13 protein-coding genes and 1 pseudogene are annotated in these 19,694 nt (G+C 45.0%); 5 read left to right on the top strand and 9 right to left on the bottom strand.

Annotated features, from left to right (window positions below; all coding sequences use genetic code 11):
• The first annotated feature begins 173 nt into the window (after positions 1-173).
• Positions 174-1,738, top strand: a pseudogene (locus B853_RS24580) (methyl-accepting chemotaxis protein).
• 116 nt (positions 1,739-1,854) lie between these two features.
• Here B853_RS24580 and tkt read toward each other — a convergent pair.
• Positions 1,855-3,846, bottom strand: coding sequence for a transketolase (gene tkt, locus B853_RS24575; protein WP_038882940.1), 1,992 nt, complete (start codon positions 3,844-3,846; stop codon positions 1,855-1,857).
• A 125-nt stretch (positions 3,847-3,971) separates the two neighbouring features.
• A complete protein-coding gene (gene tal / locus B853_RS24570; RefSeq protein ID WP_038882941.1) occupies positions 3,972-4,922 on the bottom strand; it encodes a transaldolase in 951 nt (316 codons plus the stop codon).
• Positions 4,923-5,387: 465 nt separating this feature from the next.
• On the opposite strand from tal, the gene B853_RS24560 reads away from it, so the two are divergent.
• Together B853_RS24560 and B853_RS24555 are read left to right on the top strand one after the other, a co-directional pair.
• Positions 5,388-6,389, top strand: coding sequence for a sugar-binding transcriptional regulator (locus B853_RS24560; RefSeq protein WP_010452549.1), 1,002 nt, complete (start codon positions 5,388-5,390; stop codon positions 6,387-6,389).
• Between the two features lie 126 nt (positions 6,390-6,515).
• Positions 6,516-7,811, top strand: coding sequence for a glycoside hydrolase family 18 protein (locus tag B853_RS24555; RefSeq protein ID WP_038882942.1), 1,296 nt, complete (start codon positions 6,516-6,518; stop codon positions 7,809-7,811).
• A 29-nt stretch (positions 7,812-7,840) separates the two neighbouring features.
• On the opposite strand, the gene B853_RS24550 is transcribed toward B853_RS24555, so the two are convergent.
• From B853_RS24550 to moeA, 6 genes are all read right to left on the bottom strand, one after another.
• Positions 7,841-10,132: a bifunctional diguanylate cyclase/phosphodiesterase gene (locus tag B853_RS24550; protein ID WP_038882943.1), complete on the bottom strand. Its 2,292-nt coding sequence runs from the start codon at positions 10,130-10,132 to the stop codon at positions 7,841-7,843.
• Positions 10,133-10,151: 19 nt separating this feature from the next.
• Positions 10,152-10,985, bottom strand: coding sequence for a sulfurtransferase (locus B853_RS24545; protein ID WP_038882944.1), 834 nt, complete (start codon positions 10,983-10,985; stop codon positions 10,152-10,154).
• Between the two features lie 456 nt (positions 10,986-11,441).
• Positions 11,442-11,873: a hypothetical protein gene (locus tag B853_RS24535; RefSeq protein WP_038882945.1), complete on the bottom strand. Its 432-nt coding sequence runs from the start codon at positions 11,871-11,873 to the stop codon at positions 11,442-11,444.
• 11 nt (positions 11,874-11,884) lie between these two features.
• On the bottom strand, positions 11,885-13,999 hold the full coding sequence (locus tag B853_RS24530; RefSeq protein ID WP_038882946.1) for an LruC domain-containing protein: 2,115 nt from the start codon (positions 13,997-13,999) through the stop codon (positions 11,885-11,887).
• A 206-nt stretch (positions 14,000-14,205) separates the two neighbouring features.
• On the bottom strand, positions 14,206-14,955 hold the full coding sequence (moeB, locus tag B853_RS24525) for a molybdopterin-synthase adenylyltransferase MoeB (RefSeq protein ID WP_038882947.1): 750 nt from the start codon (positions 14,953-14,955) through the stop codon (positions 14,206-14,208).
• Between the two features lie 9 nt (positions 14,956-14,964).
• The gene (gene moeA, locus B853_RS24520) at positions 14,965-16,200 is read right to left on the bottom strand and encodes a molybdopterin molybdotransferase MoeA (RefSeq protein WP_038882948.1); all 1,236 of its coding nucleotides are present in this window, start codon (positions 16,198-16,200) and stop codon (positions 14,965-14,967) included.
• Positions 16,201-16,486: 286 nt separating this feature from the next.
• Between moeA and folE the strand changes: the two genes are divergently transcribed.
• The gene (folE, locus tag B853_RS24515; RefSeq protein ID WP_005373478.1) at positions 16,487-17,140 is read left to right on the top strand and encodes a GTP cyclohydrolase I FolE; all 654 of its coding nucleotides are present in this window, start codon (positions 16,487-16,489) and stop codon (positions 17,138-17,140) included.
• A gap of 275 nt (positions 17,141-17,415) precedes the next feature.
• Complete coding sequence (locus B853_RS24505; protein ID WP_038882950.1) at positions 17,416-18,657, top strand: NRAMP family divalent metal transporter; 1,242 nt, start codon at positions 17,416-17,418, stop codon at positions 18,655-18,657.
• A 50-nt stretch (positions 18,658-18,707) separates the two neighbouring features.
• Here B853_RS24505 and B853_RS24500 read toward each other — a convergent pair whose 3' ends face one another.
• The gene (locus B853_RS24500; RefSeq protein WP_086026610.1) at positions 18,708-19,673 is read right to left on the bottom strand and encodes a TDT family transporter; all 966 of its coding nucleotides are present in this window, start codon (positions 19,671-19,673) and stop codon (positions 18,708-18,710) included.
• Positions 19,674-19,694: the final 21 nt, after the last annotated feature.

Raw genomic sequence — 19,694 nt, 5'->3', positions numbered from 1 at the left:
ATTTTTGTTATTTGGCTCATATGCTTATCTTTGGCGAAAGATTGTAATAAAAGTCACCAGTTTGGGGCAAAAAGTGTCGTTTGGTTAAGACTTTTTCTCTAATATTTTGTAATAAGTTTGATATTTGTGTATATATCTCGCCACAAAAATAGAAATTTCAAAGAAAATTATATATGTCAGCCACTCTTTCCAATAAAGCTCAAGAAACCCTCGTAGGAGATTCTGACGAACTGGTCTCCACTACGGATCTCAAAGGCGTTATCACTTACTGTAATGACGCGTTTTGCAGAATTGCGGAATACAGTCACGATGAATTGCTCGGACAAAACCACAATATCGTTCGTCACGGAGATATGCCAAAAGCTGCATTTGGTGATATGTGGGCGCGCCTAAAACAAGGAAAAGCGTGGCGAGGAATTGTAAAAAATAGCACCAAATCAGGTGGTTACTACTGGGTCGATGCTTATGTAACGCCCATTTATGAAGGCCACCAAGTAGTGGGCTATCAATCGGTTCGTGTTAAGCCCAAGCGAGAGTGGGTAGATATTGCCTCTAAAGCGTACCAAGGGCTTCTAAAAGCAGAGAAATCTGGTCGAGCGTGGGCGTTGAAGCTAAATGACACCTTGCGCTATGCGATTCTTCTTGGGGCGTTAGCTGCACCCGTAACGAGCTTCGCTCTGTCATTAGAAGGACCACTAGCTTGGCTTGCGACATTGCTTCCTGCTAGCGTTTTGGCTGTACTGTTTCGCCAAGAGCTTATCGATACACCCCAACAGTTTAAAAAGCTGCAAGCTCAATACGATAGTGTTAGCCGCCTCGTGTATTCCGGTAATAATCAATTCTCGATTGCCGACTTTCACATCAAGATGCTTTCAGCTCGCATCCGTACCGTTCTAGGGCGTATGACCGATTCCGCTCTACCATTGCAAAGCTGTGCGGAAGAGCTTAACAGTACCACAGCAGAAGTATCAGCGGCGTTAACTCAGCAGAACAAAGACATAAGGCAAGTTCGAGACGCGACAGAGTCGATGGAAGCTTCTGCAAACTCGGTTTCATCCAGCACGAACGATGCGCATCTATTGATAGATGATACGTTGCAGTCATGCCTGATGGCGAAAGAGACCATCGACCAAACCCATACCAACTTAGCTCAACTTAGCTTACAAGCTGAGAAAGCGACCGAAACGACATACCAATTGAGCGATCAAGCACAAAAGGTAAGTCAATTAATGGAAGAGATTGGGGGGGGATAGCCGATCAAACTAACCTGTTAGCGCTTAATGCTGCAATCGAAGCAGCGCGAGCGGGTGAACAAGGTCGTGGCTTTGCTGTTGTTGCTGATGAAGTAAGAGCGCTTTCTGGGCGTACTTCAAATGCGACTGAGCAAATTAAAGCATCCATCGACACCATGTTGACAACGATTCAGGGCTGGCAGAAAGATATTATTGCCAACAAAGAACAAACTGACACGTGCTCAAATGTCGCTGAGCAAAGCGCATTGCGTTTGTCTGAGGTAGAGCAGATGATGCAAACCATGAGTGGTTTGATGGTTAATGTCGCGGACTCTGCCAATAAACAGTTGCAGTTATCTAGTGACGTGAATCAGCACATTCATTCTATTGCCTCGACAGCGGAGCAGAATCTAGCGGCGACGCATTCTGTAGAGCAAAACAGTAAGCAGTTGAAAGAGCAAGTTCAAGACTTCTATCGACTTGCGAATCAGTTTGAAGAAAAGTGAATCCAATTTGGTTTTGCGAATCATTGTTGAAAATGGATAGATAAAATAAAGCCCCGCCTAAGCGGGGCTTTGCAGTTTTCAATTTCGCAATAGAGAAAACTGATAATACTAAGCGGTTAAGCTAGAACTTCTTTTGCTGTATTCACTACATTTTCTACAGTGAAACCAAACATTTCGAACAATTGGTCTGCTGGCGCAGATTCACCGAATGTTGTCATACCGATGATACGACCGTCGAAGCCAACGTACTTGTACCAGAAGTCTGCAATACCTGCTTCTACAGCAACACGTGCAGTCACGTCTGAAGGCAGTACAGATTCACGGTAAGCCGCGTCTTGCTTGTCGAAAGTATCAGTAGCTGGCATTGAAACCACGCGTACTTTCTTACCTTCAGCGGTTAGTTGTTCTGCCGCTTTCACAGCTAGCTCAACTTCTGAACCAGTCGCGATGAGGATTAGCTCAGGCTTACCATCGCTGTCTTTCAGGATGTAGCCACCTTTTGCGATGTCTGCAACTTGCTCAGCAGTACGCTCTTGTTGTGCTAGGTTTTGACGAGAGAAGATAAGTGCTGATGGACCATCTTTACGTTCAATTGCTAGTTTCCAAGCTACCGCAGACTCAACTTGGTCACATGGACGCCATGTGCTCATGTTTGGAGTCAGGCGTAGAGACGCGATTTGCTCAACTGGTTGGTGAGTTGGACCATCTTCGCCAAGACCGATAGAGTCGTGCGTGTAAACTTGGATGTTCTGAACTTTCATCAGAGCAGCCATACGCATTGCGTTACGTGCGTATTCCATGAACATTAGGAACGTCGCACCGTAAGGAACGAAACCACCGTGTAGTGCGATACCGTTCATGATTGCAGTCATACCGAATTCACGTACACCGTAGTGGATGTAGTTACCAGAGAAGTCGTTCGCTTCTAGAGACTTAGAACCAGACCACATAGTTAGGTTAGAAGGCGCTAGGTCAGCAGAGCCGCCCATGAATTCTGGAAGCATTTGACCAAACGCTTCTAGTGCGTTTTGAGATGCTTTACGTGATGCGATGTTCGCTGGGTTTGCTTGAAGGTCAGCAATGATTTGGTTTGCTTTCTCTTCCCACTGTGCAGGTAGGTCACCGTTTACGCGGCGTTTGAATTCAGCTGCCAGCTCAGGGTGCGCTGCTTCATAAGCTGCAAATTTCTCGTCCCACGCTGCTTCCTTAGCTGCGCCTGCTTCTTTCGCTGACCATTCTGCGTAGACTTCCTGCGGAATTTCAAAAGGACCGTGCTCCCAACCTAGTTCTTTACGTGTTGCTGCAATTTCTTCAGCACCTAGTGGCGCACCGTGACAGTCGTGTGAACCAGATTTGTTTGGAGAACCAAAACCGATGATAGTCTTAGTACAAATAAGAGTAGGGCGTGGATCTGCTTTTGCCGCTTCGATTGCGGCGTTGATTGCTTCTGCATCGTGACCATCTACAGCAGGGATTACGTGCCAACCGTACGATTCAAAACGCTTAGGTGTATCGTCAGAGAACCAACCTTCAACGTGACCGTCGATAGAGATGCCGTTGTCATCCCAGAATGCAATCAGTTTACCAAGACCTAGTGTACCAGCAAGAGAGCATGCCTCGTGCGAGATGCCTTCCATCAGACAGCCGTCACCCATGAACACGTAAGTGAAGTGGTCAACGATGTCGTGGCCTTCTTTGTTGAACTGAGCCGCTAGTGCTTTCTCAGCCATTGCCATACCAACAGCGTTAGTGATGCCTTGACCTAGAGGGCCTGTTGTTGTCTCGATGCCAGGTGCGTAACCGTACTCTGGGTGACCAGGAGTCTTAGAGTGAAGCTGACGGAAGTTCTTCAGATCGTCGATAGATAGCTCGTAGCCTGCAAGGTGCAGTAGAGAGTAGATAAGCATAGAGCCGTGGCCGTTAGACAGTACGAAACGGTCGCGGTCAGCCCACTCTGGGTTTGATGGGTTGTGGTTTAGGTGAGAACGCCAAAGAACTTCAGCGATATCAGCCATACCCATAGGTGCACCTGGGTGGCCAGAGTTAGCTTGTTGAACACCGTCCATGCTTAGTGCACGGATTGCATTAGCTAGATATTTACGATCCATAGTAGTTACTTCTCGATATTTGATTTAAACAGAGGGAACTCGTCGGAACAAGTTCAAATAGAATTTTTTGAATAAAGCGCTGATGCTAAAAGCGAGTAGGCTGACTACTCGCTTTTGGTAAGCAATTAAAGCTTAGCTGCGATCATGTCTTCTAGTTTGCCTTGGTCAACCGCGAAGTTACGGATACCTTCAGCTACTTTCTCAACAGCCATTGCGTCTAGGTTGTGCTCCCATAGGAACTCAGCGTGAGACATTGGAGCTGGACGCTCTTTAGAACCTTTAGAATCAACCAGTTTCTCTACAACTTCGCCTTCAGCAGCTTCTAGCTCAGCAAGAAGAGCAGGAGCGATAGTTAGACGGTCACAGCCAGCAAGTTCTAGGATCTCGCCGATATTACGGAAGCTTGCGCCCATAACAACAGTGTTGTAACCGTAGTCTTTGTAGTAGTTGTAGATGTCTGTTACTGAGATTACACCTGGATCTTCTGAAGCTTCAAAGTCACGACCTTCTTTCGCTTTGTACCAGTCCATGATGCGGCCAACGAATGGCGAGATTAGGAATACGCCTGCTTCAGCACATGCACGAGCTTGCGCGAAAGAGAATAGAAGCGTTAGGTTACAGTTGATGCCTTCTTTCTCTAGGATCTCTGCAGCGCGAATACCTTCCCAAGTAGAAGCCAGTTTGATTAGGATGCGGTCGTTAGTGATGCCTGCGTCGTTGTACATTTTTACAAGCTGGCGAGCTTTCGCTACGCTGCCTTCCATGTCGTAAGATAGACGAGCATCTACTTCAGTAGAGATACGACCTGGGATTGTTTTTAGGATTTCTTTACCGATGTTTACAGCAAGCATGTCACAAGTGTCTTGAACTTGCTGTGCTTTGTCGCTGCTTTGCGCTTTTGCGTATTCGATAGAAGCGTCGATTAGAGGTGCATACTCTTCGATTTGAGCTGCTTTTAGGATAAGAGATGGGTTCGTTGTTGCATCTTCTGGTTGGTATTTTTTGATAGCGTCAATTTCACCAGTGTCTGCTACTACTGTTGTTAGTTTACGAAGTTGCTCTAACTTGTTGCTCATAATCGATCATCCTATATAAATGGGCTTAAGTGTGGTTTTGATAACCACGACTTGTGCATTTGCAAGCGTGTCGGCTAATCGTCTCATCATAATTAACGAGACATCTTCTCAGCCAACTACGGAAAATTTCGGCACCGAACATTTGCTATGAGCATTTGATCGGTAGCTGAGTAAATGATGAGTCCATATTTATCTTATCTAGTGCGAATGTCAATCGTCGAAACTGACTTTAAGTGAACTTCATCAACGTTTTTTTACTGTTCGTTCAGACTGTAATCCAAATAAACGTTTGCCATTATTGCTCAAGGCTTGAGCGCTCACAAAAAACATCAAAACATAGTGTGAGAAATTGTCATTGCGCTGAGCAAATGTAGCAGTTAAATTGAAAAGGAACATATGCTAAGTCAATGAGCGGATGCTCACTAATGCATACAATGTCGATCCTCTAAAAGGGCGAGAAAAACCATGAGCAGTTCAAACCAAGATATTTCTATTGAAAGCACGGACTTATTAACGGAGATTTCCGTTGCCTACTATCAAGACGGTGCTACACAGGAAGAGATATCAAGAAAGTTTTCCATATCACGTGCCAAAGTTGGGCGAATGCTTAAACAAGCTCGTGATGAAGGCATTGTTGAAATTACCGTAAAATATCACCCGGTATTCAGTGCCAAGATCGAGCAACGTCTCATTGAGCGCTTTGGCGTGAAACGTGCGCTGGTGGCATTAGATCAACCCAACGAGGAAGCACAACGCTTACAAGTTTCTGGGTTGGTTTCTAACTACCTCACTAGCACCCTAAAAAACGGCATGGTGGTAACGGTTGGGCAAGGGCGTAACGTGTCTTCTGTAGCTCACCACATTGGTGTTATTACGCCGCGCGATTGTAAGTTTGTATGCGGTATCGGCGGGATTCACCCTCGTGGCGGTATGTTCAACGCGGACCACATTTGCCGACAATTCGCCAAGAAATACGGCGGCACATCAGAAACCCTATACGCGCCTGCCTATGCTGAAAACCGAGAGCAGAAGGTCGCCTTTATGCAAAACGCTACCGTTAAGCAAACTCTGGACTTGGCGCGCAAAGCGGATGTCGCTCTTGTTGGTATCGGCGACATGAGTGAAAACAGCTACATGGTTGACCTCGGTTGGTTCACTCCAGACGAAGTGGTTCAATCTCGTTTGATGCAAGGCGTTGTGGGCGATTTTGCTGGTTACGACTTCTTTGATATCCACGGTAGCGTAGCGAACACAGTGATGAGTGACCGAGTAATCGGCTTAGGTATTGAAGAGTTCAGGCCTATTGCAGAAGTGATTGCGATTGCGGCCGAAAACAGTAAGCCATTGGCGTTATTAGGCGCTTTAAGAACCGGTGCCATCGACGTAATTGCAACCAGCGTAAGTAACGCTCTAACGGTCTTGAACTTGGACGAGCAAATGCATGACAACAGTACATCAGAGATTTAGCACAAATAATATGCAACTTATGCAATCCGGCTGCGAGGATTTATAAATGACTCGCAGCCTGATTTCGTTTCCAAGTTAAAAATAATCCTCAGGAGTAGTTTGTAGTTAATTACTCTGGAGGAAATTATGAAAAAGACACTTCTCGCAGCTGCGCTATTTACGGGGTTAACAGGCATGGCGCAAGCCGAGCAAAAAGTCGTGGCAGGCTATTTTGCTGACTGGCAGTACGCTAACGCAGATAACCCATATACGGTAAAAGACATTCCAGCTGACAACCTGACTCATATTATCTACGCGTTTTTGAGCATGTGTGGTCCTCATACTGGCGCGTCAGAAACCATACAAAAACTGGTCGCAAAACAGTGTGAAGGTAAAGAACCGTATAGCGCGATTCTGGTTGATACCGAGGCGGCACTAGAAAAAGACTTTGGTCCTGTTTCTGTTGATGTGCCATATAAAGGGCACTTCGCTCAACTCGCCGAGCTTAAGAAGCAACATCCTGATCTAAAAATTCTCCCTTCTTTTGGTGGCTGGACCATGTCAGAGCCTTTCCACGCGATGGCTAAAAACCAGCAAGCAATGGATCAGTTCTCTAAAACGGCTGTCGAGTTGATTGCAAAGTACGATTTCTTTGATGGTATAGATTTGGATTGGGAATACCCAGGTGGCGGCGGCCTAACGACTTCGCCTTGGAATCCAGATACTAAGCTTACGGATGAGCAGAAAGCTTTAGAGCGCGACGCTTTCACTTATCTCGTTAAAACCATGCGTGGTGATCTAGATACGCTAGCGAAACAGACCAAGCGTGAGTACGAGCTTTCAACAGCAGTGGGTGTCGGTCCAAAAGCCGCGGGCATTGACTGGAAAGCCGCCCAGCCTTACTTGACCAATATGTTTGCCATGACGTATGACTTCCTTGGCGGCTGGGGACAACAAACAGGGCACACAACAAACTTGCATGCCACGGACCGCAGTTGGTGGGGCATGGGCGCTGACGTGTTCATTAATCAAATGATTGAGCTGGGTATTCCGAGCGAAAAATTGGTGATTGGCGCTGCGTTTTATGGTCGCGGTTGGCAAGGAACTAAAGATTTCTCTGGTGACCTACCAACGCAAGACCTAGTTTCTGAACAAGGCGCACAGTTTGGTACTGGTGAGAATGGCTACTTCATGTTCTGGGACCTTATGAAGAACTACAGCGCAAAACAAGGTTACCAATATAAGTACGATGAACAGTCTCAAGCCCCTTACTTATGGAACCCAGACAACAAAGTGTTCATCTCATTTGAAGATAAACGTTCTATCAAAGCCAAAGCAGATTGGGCGAAGCAAACTAATCTTGGCGGTATCTTTACGTGGGAGTTATCAGGTGACCCGAAAGGCGAGCTTGTTGAAGTAATGTATAAGGAAATGCAAAACTAGAACAGTACTTCAAACAGAGCAGAAGCCGCCTATATGGCGGCTTCTTCTGTTTTTTGGTTTTGCATTACATAGCTCTCTAACTCATCAATTGGTATTGGTTTTGAAAAAAGATACCCTTGATACAAATCGCACCCACATTGGGTTAGTTTTTCTTGCTGTTTTATGGTTTCGACGCCTTCGGCGAGTACAGTCATACCAAAGTTTTTGCCAATATCGATGATGTTTTTTGCCATGTTGAGGGCTTTCTCATCAGTTTCAATGTTGTCGATGAAGCTTTTGTCAATTTTCAGCTCATCAATTGGCAAGGCTTTAAGCATACTCAAAGAGGAGTAACCTGTACCAAAGTCGTCAAGCGATATTTGGAAACCCATCAGGTGTAATTGCTGACAGATTGGTGAAAACTTATCTAGATCTTCAATAAATAAGTTTTCTGTAATCTCAAGCGTTATAACGTGACTAGATACATTGTGAGCATTAAGTGTTGATATTAGGTGTTCAATAAAGTCTCTTTGTAGAAATTGTTTGACCGATATATTTACCGATATGCGGATTGGTTGCTCTACATTTGTGTATAAGCTGGCGATATCTTCGATGCTTTTTTCTAGAATCAGTCTGCCTAATCTAACCATTAACCCAGAACTTTCGGCAACTGGGATAAACTCATTTGGTGGTACAAAGCCTAATTCATGGTCAATCCAGCGCACCAACGCTTCTGCTCCATACACTTTACCTTGTTTACACAGTTGCGGTTGGTAAACCATAAAGATATCTCGATGCTCAACCGCAATACGTAGGCGCTGCTCAATTCTCATTTTTCTTAGGTGTTGAGCCTGCATCTCTTCATTAAAAAGGCAGTATGCGTTTCTTTCTTGCTTCGCTTTGTACATGGCAATATCGGAAGAAAGCAATAGAGCGTCTAAATCTTTTCCGTGCTCAGGATAGTGAGAAACCCCGATGCTGCAACTCAACAAGAATTGGTTGTCTGTAATGGCATAAGGTTGCGATAAAGCCATAATTAATTCGCGAGCAAATTGTTTCAATTGCTCTTCATCTATCGCTTTGGTCAAAATAATGAACTCGTCACTGGCCTCTCGAACGATTAGCCGCCTGTGAGAGTCAAAATGTTTGAGTCGTCTGGCTATTTGCTTCAAAACAAGATCGCCAAACTCATGGCCATGCGTATCGTTGACTGATTTGAAGTTATCCATATCAACAAATAAGAGAGCAAATGGCTCGGCTTTGCCGTCTGTCCATTTATGAATATTGTCCCTCAAGTACTCTCTATTAGGCAGGGCTGTTAATGTGTCGTGAGTCGCCTGAAAATAGAGTTGTTGTCTAGTTGCCAATTCATTGCTCGCAATGGACTTAACCAGCGCATAGAAGCCAGCTTGAATAAAGATGAAAACTAAGAAATATAGCGAAAATTGCTCTAGAAATGTGCTTTGAATATAACTCAGTCTAGTAGACGAAATTGCCCATAAAGAGTAGTCCGGGAGATATTTTAGTGTGATGAGTTTGTCTACTTTTGGATCGGAGCTAACGATATTGTATGTCTTATTAGATGTTCTTACTTGCTCCGGGGTTAAGCCTAGCTCCTCTTCAAATAAAGATTTTAGAATTTTTTGGTTCGAGGTCGTTACTGGTTGTTGATAATTTCTGTAAGAAGCTCCTGCTGAAGAAGTAAACATGAGGTAGCTGTCCTCACGTATTAGGCTCACTTGATTATGCTGATGGGCATGAACATCACTTCGAAAAACCAGTGTGGAGTTCATTTTTAATCCTGCCGTCATGACGGCAAGTGTATTACCTCTGCTATCTCGAATGGCTTTTCTTATTGGAATAACCATAGAGTCAAGTGCTGGCATAAAGTAGGTTCTGCCAAGAATCATTCTATCGGAGCCTAAAGCTTCAATAAATGTATCTCTTGTAACAGGATCTTGCTTAAGGTTATGTAGTTTGGATAGGTTTAAGTTTGAACTAACCGCAAGAAAGTCACCATTGGGGTTTGCCAAGCCGAACCCTGCGATTACAGGGTGAATATTCAATAAGTTGTCTAATATTGGGCGAATTTGCAGTGCCGCTGTGCGAGTAAAATCATTTTGGCTAACAAGCTGGTACCCAACAACTTCAAGTAATGATTCCTGCCCTTTTAAAAGCGATTCAACAGAGTTGGAAAAAAGTTCAAGCTGAAGCAGTTGCTTGTCTTTGTACTTGTTTAAATTTGATTCGTAATGATAATGGCCAAATAGAAGGAATAATCCGATACTGGCTGCTAGCAGTATTAGGTAAAGAGTCCAAATATTTTTCTTAATTCCAGCCATACATTACTTCTTAGTTATCTTATTCGCATTTAATTGGCAGTGAGGTGTCTGCGCCCCATTCTGTCCATGACCCATCGTATATGGAGAGGCTACGAAACCCTATTTCGTGAGCAGCAAGCAATAGAATGCATGCAGTTACGCCAGACCCACAACTGAACACCAGTGGCTTATCAGCATCTAAATCTAAATCCGCATATGCATCTCTAAGATCTTCAAGCGGTTTAAAAGCCCCATTATTGAGTAGGCGACCAAACGGCAAATTTATTGAATGTGGTATGTGACCACTACGTAAACCTTCTCTTGGTTCAGGCACTTTCCCAAAAAAACGAGCTTTAGATCGAGCGTCTAGAATATTGGCAGATTGCTCTGTTGAAAATTTGAGTACCTCTGCAGCGGAGATAAATGCAGATGCGTTGTTTTTGGCCAGAAAACTTCCACCGCCTTGCGGTTCATTAAGTTCTTCAACGGTTTCAAACCCTGCTTCAATCCAAGCGGGTAAACCTCCGTTCAACACTAATACATTTGTTGCCCCCATCGCGGATAACATCCACCATGCTCGAGGTGACGCGAGTGTTCCTGAGTTATCATAAACAACGATACAATCACTGTTATTTAGTCCTAGCGCTCGAGCTTTTTGTTGAAATAGCGTTGCGCTGGGCATCATATGAGGTAGGTCTGAATCGAGTGCACAAAAGTCATGGTCGTAATCAAATCGTATTGAGCCAGCAATCCATTGGTTGGTTATTTTTGGTGCTTCTGAAGGTATCTGGAATGTGATGCTCGCATCTAGGAGTTTTACCGATCTGGTTTCCATTAACTCTTTAAGTTGTATCGCTGAAATCAGATTACTCATTTTGTGAACCTATCTTTTTTACGGGGCAGTGAGATTATATGAATGTATTCGTAACTATTCGTATCGGCAGCTTAGAAACTTGAAATGCGTAGCAGAAATTAGTGTAGACGTTACTTCGAATGAGGCATTGGCACCTACAGGGCAATCTGAGGATGGTGGTACAGATACTCTTTGCTGACCATATTGTTCGGATCGCACAACTAAGTATCGCCTGTGACCGTCGAGAGATTGCGTCAAAGTATTACTTTCTACCGTCATCGTTACTATATTTTGCTCACTTTCTGACTTGCTAAGCAGTAAAAACACTAGCAATACAACGGTTAATCCCAGAAACGAATAAGTGTATATCTTTGCGTTATCCATTTACGTCCTTGCTTTTTTAACACCTATTTGTTTTACAATAAAAAAAGCACACTATCAAAGAGATAATGCGCTCCAGTTCAATATTTGAACAATTTAAAGTACCCAGTTTGTTTCTTCTTTAGTAATGACTTTCTGTAGTGGTTGAGTTTGGTCGAGCAACCAAATTTCTACTAATAACGGTCCTTGGCTATCTGATGTTGAATACCTAAGTTTGGTGGCTCCTTGGTTGAGTGAAGCAGATGCAATAACACTGTTGTAGTCTGCTATATAGCGGTCTGAACCATCACTCTTAAAGTTTGTGTAGATAGTTAAATGAGCTCTTTTAGTCGAATAGTTGCTAATGTCTACGCTTAACGCCCCCTTAACCACTGGGCTATAGTCAAATCCATCAGGCACTTCAAGTTCGTGCATTGTAGGTGCCTTCACAGGAGTTGGCGTAGTCGGTGGTGTTGAGCTACCACCACTGTCACCGCCGCCACATGCCGCAAGTAATAGGATAGTATTTAGAGCAAAATAACGTTTCATATTACGGCCTCCTATGGCGTATAACATTTGCTTGCTTGAGGGAGTTGATGCCAACTTGTTGATTGGGTTCCTCCTGATTCTGCATAACCTGCAAATGAGGGGTAGGCTTCAACAAGATCGACGGTTTCTAGAGGCCATTGCCAGTTTTCTACAATGAGTAGTGCCCAGGGGAGGTTGTTGGCTGTTTTAAAGTAGGTACCTGTAGAAGGGTTGCTAGCATCTACGCCAATGCCGAACAAGTTGTTTCCATCAAACTTTTCTGTAGGACTTTGATCGGCGAGGTGCACTTCCCACTTACGGCCTGGCTGAAAAGTAATTCCATCACCATGGTATGTGTTTGGTGTTGCGAATATGAACGGGTCATACGGCATAGCCTGCAGGCTACTGGTATCCACATCGTCATTTAGGTAGATATCTAAAGTGAAAGAGAATGTTGTATTATCGTTGCATCCTTCTTGTGTTCGGAAGAACTTACAACTGGATGAAGCATAGTCACTCAAGTTTTCGTGAATAATGAAAATTGCTTCACTGGCGTCATTTTCTAAACCGTTACTGTCTTGAATAATGTCATTGTAAGAGAGTGTTGAGATGGATGAGTTAATATCACTTCTAGATATTCCTGGCAGTCGGAACGCAAAACCGTTGCTATAACTTGCGCCATACGCAGCCATATCCCCTACAATCTTAATGTTTTTTACATCGCCGCTTAAACTGGTTTCCTTGATATTAAATTTCATAACGAGATCATTCATATCGTAGTCTGCGGTATATGGCCAGTTATCTTCATAAGCAACAGTCGCGTAGCCACTTGCACTTGGAAAATGCTGGATTGAGTAACCGTTATTGGTAATCGTAATGGGATGATCTTCTACCTCGCCAGATGTCGAACCTCCATCGTAGTTGAGCCCAGTTTGTTGGCTAAAGCGGAAACGGCTCCAACTGTTACCAGCAGTGGCGGTCATGGATACAGTAAATGGCAAGACATTGTTGCCTGGTGATAGAAGCTGGTCAGTGAATACATGTTCGTTTTCATCATCAAAATCACCATCACGATTCCAATCGAACCAAGCGTTCAAATAACCGGAAGTTGACGCGTTCACTGTCACTACAGATCCGACGCCTGGATCAAGAGCGAAGACAAAACCCACACCATCTTCATCTGCAATGCCGACCTTGTTATCGCCTGAAGGTGCGACTTGACCATCAGCGTCGCCGTCTGGCGCTAAAGGGCCCAACCAAGTTACGCCGTCTACTTCGTGGCGGGGGCCATTCGAAGCAAGCGTTGTACTGTAACTATCGGGAGCATCGCCAAAATCAATGGGGTCATCTTCATCAATAATAGGGGCATTCGCGCAACGCGCACCATCATTTTTGTTTGAGCTTGGACCGTTAGAGACAAACTCAACAGCAGGGACAATACCTGCAGCAATGTTGGCTGAGTTATCTGAAGATAAGTCGATGCGGTAGATCTTACCGTCTTGGTTGCGTGAAACATAGTAGTTGCCGTTCACATCGAAGTAACCAGCGCCAAATGTGCCTGTTTCGCCGGTATCACCAATAGCTGTTGCGTTACCGTTGCTAGGATTGAACTCATACAGGACACCTGAATTATTATCAATGCCGTAAAGTGAGCCATCGCCTGGGTGAAAAGCAAAGTCTGTTAGGGTAACACTAGCCGTTGATGTGATTTTTTCGACGCTTAGCGTTGCGTTTGGATCCGAGTCAAGCGGGGAGAGATCGATAGAGAATAAGCCTTTACCTTTGCGATACAAGTAGTAAACGTGATTGTAGACGTCTCCGACAAAGAAGGTATGGTCTGTAGGCAGACCCGAAACGTTCAGTGTTTCAGCTTGAAAGTCTTTACCCAGTCGAATGATTTTCTTATTTGTCGTATCGTAGCCATAAATGTAACGGTCAGTAAAGTCAAAACCCACACCGTTAATGCCCGAAGCTAACCCCGTGTCGTCCTCTAAAAGAGTCGTTGAGCCTGTAACTAAGTTGACGCCATAGATTTGAACTGGAGCTGATTGGAAAAGATACGCTTTGCTTGGACATGTATCAAACGGAGCGGCTTGTGCGTATGCACTCGCCAGTAGCGGCCCGAGTAATAGTGACATCTTTTTCATAATTCACCCTCTCATTGGTTTGTGATATATGCAATGAAAGGAATGTGCCATGTTTTAAAGCTTTGATTTTTAAAGAATTGATTTTGAAGTGAGAAGGGGTTTTATTTATGATTGTCAAAATGAGAAAAAGCCCAACTCGGTGTTGGGCTTTTTGGGAGTGATTTGAAGTGTATACCCAAGTATCTTGGGGTGACTTGGGTATAGAACTAACCACAAACCGGACAGGTTGGCATTTTCATCAGATTCATTTCTCGCCAAGACATGCTGAGCGCATCCAAAATCAGGATTTTACCTTTCTTTGGTTGCCCGTAGTTAGCAATCACTTTAATCGCTTCCATCGCTTGGACTGCACCGACAATACCGACAACAGGCGCCATTACTCCAGCTTCAACGCAACTTAGTGCACCGCTGCCAAACAAGGCACTCAGGCACTGATAACATGGTTGCGCTGGGTCATCGTAAGTAAACACGCTTACTTGTCCCTCCATGCGAATGGCCGCACCTGAAATTAGCGGTGTTTTGGTCTCAAAACACAAGCGGTTAAGTTGATTACGCGTATCTACGTTATCTGATGCATCAACAACAATTGTGTGCTGTTCGATCAAGCCTTTTAGCTCTGTATCATCAAGACGCTTTGCGATGGTATCTACAATGATGTGCGGGTTAAGTTCGCGTAGTGCATCTGCCGCCGATTCTACCTTCTTACGGCCAACATCCGCATCGTGATGCAGCACTTGGCGCTGAAGGTTAGACAACTCGACGATATCATCATCAATCAGCGTTATTTTACCGACACCGGCAGTGGCCAAATATTGGCTTGATGCGCAGCCTAAACCGCCAGCACCTAGCATCAACACTGACGCTTGTTTGAGTGCTTCTTGCCCATCAAAGTCAAATTGACGAAGAATGATTTGGCGGTTGTAACGCAGCATTTCCTGATCGGAAAGAATATCCACAACGATTTCCTAGTAAAGGGTTGAGTTGAATAGTTGAATCTGAACCGTTTCGCCCACTTCAACTCGGCCGCGTTCGCGTTCCAATACAACAAAACAGTTCGCTAGGCTCATTGAGCGGAATGCGCCAGAGCTTTGGTTGCCCGTTGTTTCAACCACAAACTTGCCATCTTCTAATGTGTAGATACCACGTTGGTAATCGGTACGCCCCGGTGCTTTCTTAAAGGCGGTTTTGGTTGTTGCAGGAATAGACTCAGGTGCTTTCCATTCAGTGTGACCTGCAAGTTTTGCCAGCATCGGTTGAACAAGCACGTACATGGTGAGCACGGCAGAAACAGGGTTACCCGGCAGACCACAGAACCAAGCTGTACTTAGCTTACCAAATGCGAAAGGTTTACCCGGCTTGATTGCTAGCTTCCAGAAGCCAATTTCACCAAGCTCTTCAAGAATGTCTTTAGTGTAATCCGCTTCGCCTACACTGACACCGCCTGAGGTCACGACCACATCTGCCAATGTTTGCGCTTGTTCAAAGGTTGCTTTTAGAGTTTCTGGGCAATCTGGAATGATGCCAAGATCAAAGGCTTCACAACCGAAGTTCTCAATAAGCGGTTTAATACCGTAACGGTTGCTGTCGTAGATTTGGCCTTCGTCTAGTGATTCGCCCAGTGGTTTAAGCTCATCACCTGTAGAGAAGAAAGCAACTTTTGGCTTACGTACTACAGTCACATGGCTTACACCAAGAGACGCAATCATCGGAATATCGCGAGGTGTTAAACGTGCGCCTTTTGCCAGTACGATGTCACCTTGTTTGATGTCGTCACCTGTTGGGCGGATGTTGTTTTGCGGTTTCACGTCAGTTTGGTTGAACTGAATGCCAGCATCCGTTACTTCTGTGTTTTCTTGCATGATAACGGCATCACAACCCTGTGGGATTTTTGCGCCAGTCATGATGCGAACACAGGTACCTTGAGGCCATTCACCTTCAAAAGGTTGTCCTGCAAATGATTTACCTGCCAGAGGCAAAACAGAAGATGACTCAAGATCTTGAATGCGAATAGCGTAGCCATCCATTGCTGAGTTATCGAATGGCGGTACGTGAATAGGAGACAAGATGTCTTCTGCCAGTACAAAGCCAAGAGCATCAGCAAGTGGAAGAGAAAGCGTAGTTTGGATAGGTTTGATTCGCGATAGCATTTTATCCATCGCTTCTTCAATTGGCATCAAGCCAGGTGCGTCGCAGCAGCCCATTGAGAAAATCCTGTGTTCTTTTGTTTTGTGGCAACTTTACCATAAAAAGGGGACTGAGTAAGAATGTCCACCTATAAAATATGGGTGTAATTATTCAAAAATCCGAGTATCCTTGTCAGCCATCCGAAAGGGGTAAAAAACCTGCGGAGCTCAAGAAAATCAGCTCAGTACCTACATTTGATGTGCCTTGGTGTGAAGACACGAACTGAGCAGCGCAAAGCGAAAAGTATGAATGCAATTTTGATTGGGTTCGTATCAAAGCGGAAGTAACAAAAGAGGAAGTGGAATGTCAGGTCTTAGCGAGTCAGCGAAGTTAGTAAAAGAAGCGCTAGAGCAACGCGGTTTGGAAACGCCAATGCGTCCAAACAACGTAAGTCGTGAAGAGAAGAAAGAGAAGATCGAACACCACATGCGTGAGATCTTAGGTCTACTTCAACTTGACCTTACTGACGATAGTTTAGAGGAAACCCCTCACCGCATCGCTAAGATGTACGTGGACGAAATCTTCTCTGGTCTGGATTACTCCAACTTCCCTAAAATTACTGTGATCGAAAACAAGATGAACGTAAGTGAGATGGTTCGTGTGAAAGACATCACGGTGACCAGTACCTGTGAGCACCACCTTGTGACGATCGATGGCAAAGCTGCCGTAGCGTACATCCCGCGTGGTAAAATCATTGGTTTATCGAAGATCAACCGTATTGTTCGCTTCTTCGCGCAGCGTCCACAAGTGCAAGAGCGTATGACTCAGCAAATTCTTGTAGCACTTCAAACGCTGCTTGAGTCCGATGATGTGGCAGTGACGATTGACGCAACACACTACTGTGTGAAATCTCGCGGTGTGATGGATGCAACTAGCGAAACGACAACAACAGCATTGGGCGGTATTTTCAAAAGCAACCCAGCGACACGTGCCGAGTTTCTCCACGGTTTACGTTAAGTAACTAAGCAAGTTTCTAAGAGGATGGCAAACGCCATCCTTTTTTGTATCTATCTGAAAGTCATAGATAAGACGGGCTGGAGACGACAAAAATCATTTATCGAACTTCGTATTGACAGTTATCTGAGTTACCCTTAATATCCGCGCCCAGCAAACGGTTGCGAGGGCTTTCTCTCTTATTTGATTTGCTTATCTGAATCTTCAAGTTCAGCTGATCTCGGTCAGTTGTCTTTCTTTTTTCTAATAATAGAAAGGCAACAATATTGAGATTTGGCATGACCACACAAACTACCATTCAATCTTCTATTCCGACCTCTATCCAATCCTCGGAAAATAGCTGGCAAAAGAAAGCAATTCTTAGCGTAGCGTTCCTAATGGCGACAACCTCTGTTGGTCCTGGCTTTTTAACTCAGACAGCGGTCTTCACCAACATCTACAAAATCGATATGGCATTCCCTGTATTTGCATCCATGTTTATCACGTTTGGTATCGTGATGAACTTGTGGCGCATCGTGGGTGTGTCTGGTATGCGCATTCAAGACATTGCCAACAAAGTCGCTCCGGGGATGGGCTATGTGGTGGGCATTCTGCTGGCACTTGGTGCGGTTGCATTTAACTTCGGTAACGTCAGTGCTTCTGCGCTCGGTATTGATGTGCTAACGGGTGTGGATACGACTTGGGGAGCTCTCTTCACAGGCGTGGTCGGTTGTTTGTTGTTTGTGGTGCACAACGCTTCTAAGCGAATGGACGAAATGGCACGCTACCTCGGCTTGTTTATGATCATCTTAATTGCGTATGTCGCGATGACCAGTTTACCGCCAATGGGGGAGACCTTGAGCGCAGCGGTGATGCCGACAGATATTGGTAGCTTACTGCTGCCAACTTTAACCATTGTGGGTGGCGCAGTTGGTGGCTACTACACGGGTGCACAACGCTTGGTTGATATCGGCTTACAAGGTAAAGAAAACGTACCCGCTATCAAAACCGCAGCTTGGGCAGGAATTTCTATTGCCGTGGTGATTCGCATCCTGTTGTTTATGGCAGTATTCGGTGTGATAGCGACAGGCGTCACGTTGGATTCTACAAACCCAGCCGCAGACGCGTTCCGTCAAGGAGTTGGTGAAGTAGGTTACTTTATCTTTGGTTTGGTATTGTTTGTTGCTTCGATTACCTCGGTTGTGGGTAACTCGTACATGGCGATTTCCCTTATCAAAACACTCTTCCCAATCGTGGCTCGCAACGAGAAAGCGTGGTGTGTTGGCTTCATTATCATCACGTCTCTTGGCACAGTGACCATGAACATGCCGATTCTACTGCTTATGCTGGCTGGCCTAGTTAACAGTATCATTCTGCCAATCGTTTTAGGTATGATGCTGGTGGCGACACGCAGAAAAGACATCGTTGGCGACTACAAACACCCGGCCTATTTAACGCTGACAGGCATTGCGATTGTGGTGGTAATGGCAGCGTCAAGCGTGACCAACACCAGCAACTTTATGGCAAAGTTCATCGGGTAACGTTGCTCGCTTAAGACAAAAGAAAACGACCTCGCAGTGAGGTCGTTTTTTTATGTTTGTTTTGAAGGCGTTCTTACCAGTTCTGGCCAGTACATTTTGACATAACCAGCAGACACCCAGACTACGAGCACAGTGGCAATGCTTAATTCAAGAAATCCAAAATCGTGCAACCAATGCCAATGGGGATGAGATTCGGCAAAAAAAGTGGTGAGACGATGCATAGCAATAGCACTAATTACGGAAGGGAAGGTCACGGCCGCAATAGACGGCTGGAACTTCAAACGCATTAACCGGAAGTAACACAGGTAAATCAGCAACGTCATGGTGATTGCGATGCCTGCCAATGCGCCTGTCAGAATCGGGTCGGGTTGAGCAAAGTTGACTAGGTAGGCTGCCAGAGAAAGGTTCACAGGAGCTGCCATGATCGCCAATGTTGGGCGAGCACGGCGCGGTAGGGAACCAAAGAACACCAAGCGATATAACACCAATGGCAACATGAAGAAGTAAATACCGATACACATCATAGCCAAAGTTTCTGAAAACACATTGTGTCCAAATTGAGAGCCTGCAAGAGAAGAGCTGATCAAGCCTACTGGGTACAAAAACCAACTTGGCACGATGTTCGACATCTTGAAGTTCATGATCTGAAACCCAAAGAACAACACCATCATAGTGAAGTGCAGTAACACCGCGATAAACCACAACGGGTATGCGATGATTGGTGTAACTACCGCAAGATAGTCACACAGCATGAGTAAAGCCATACTCATTGGAGCCATTAAGCTACCGCTCAGTGGGTGTTTGATGTCCGCCATAAACAGGCGAGGGCTAGTGGCGTATTTGAGCAGAACCGGAGTAAGAAGCACTGCTCCGAGTGCAGCAAGGAATGGTCTTATTGGTTCTCCAATCTCTGGAATGTACAAAGCCCAAGCTTGTCCAAGCCCTATCATGCCAAGTGCCAAAGCCGCTTGTGATGGCGGAACACTATAAAACTGCACAAGTCTTTTCCAGTTCAAAATGACTCCAGAAATGGGTTA

It is taken from the genome of Vibrio rotiferianus CAIM 577 = LMG 21460, from assembly GCF_002741985.1.
In the GTDB taxonomy this organism is placed as follows: Bacteria; Pseudomonadota; Gammaproteobacteria; order Enterobacterales; family Vibrionaceae; genus Vibrio; species Vibrio rotiferianus.
The sequence above is the reverse complement of the archived record's forward strand: the minus strand, read 5'-3'. Positions and strand labels throughout refer to the sequence as shown.

Bases quoted from the DNA above. Each gene is read 5' to 3' on its own strand.
- B853_RS24550 (WP_038882943.1), bottom strand. From the start codon at position 10,132: ATGGCTGGAATTAAGAAAAATATTTGGACTCTTTACCTAATACTGCTA.
- B853_RS24555 (WP_038882942.1), top strand. From the start codon at position 6,516: ATGAAAAAGACACTTCTCGCAGCTGCGCTATTTACGGGGTTAACAGGC.
- B853_RS24560 (WP_010452549.1), top strand. From the start codon at position 5,388: ATGAGCAGTTCAAACCAAGATATTTCTATTGAAAGCACGGACTTATTA.
- folE (WP_005373478.1), top strand. From the start codon at position 16,487: ATGTCAGGTCTTAGCGAGTCAGCGAAGTTAGTAAAAGAAGCGCTAGAG.
- tal (WP_038882941.1), bottom strand. From the start codon at position 4,922: ATGAGCAACAAGTTAGAGCAACTTCGTAAACTAACAACAGTAGTAGCA.
- B853_RS24505 (WP_038882950.1), top strand. From the start codon at position 17,416: ATGACCACACAAACTACCATTCAATCTTCTATTCCGACCTCTATCCAA.
- moeA (WP_038882948.1), bottom strand. From the start codon at position 16,200: ATGGGCTGCTGCGACGCACCTGGCTTGATGCCAATTGAAGAAGCGATG.
- tkt (WP_038882940.1), bottom strand. From the start codon at position 3,846: ATGGATCGTAAATATCTAGCTAATGCAATCCGTGCACTAAGCATGGAC.
- B853_RS24530 (WP_038882946.1), bottom strand. From the start codon at position 13,999: ATGAAAAAGATGTCACTATTACTCGGGCCGCTACTGGCGAGTGCATAC.
- B853_RS24545 (WP_038882944.1), bottom strand. From the start codon at position 10,985: ATGAGTAATCTGATTTCAGCGATACAACTTAAAGAGTTAATGGAAACC.
- B853_RS24535 (WP_038882945.1), bottom strand. From the start codon at position 11,873: ATGAAACGTTATTTTGCTCTAAATACTATCCTATTACTTGCGGCATGT.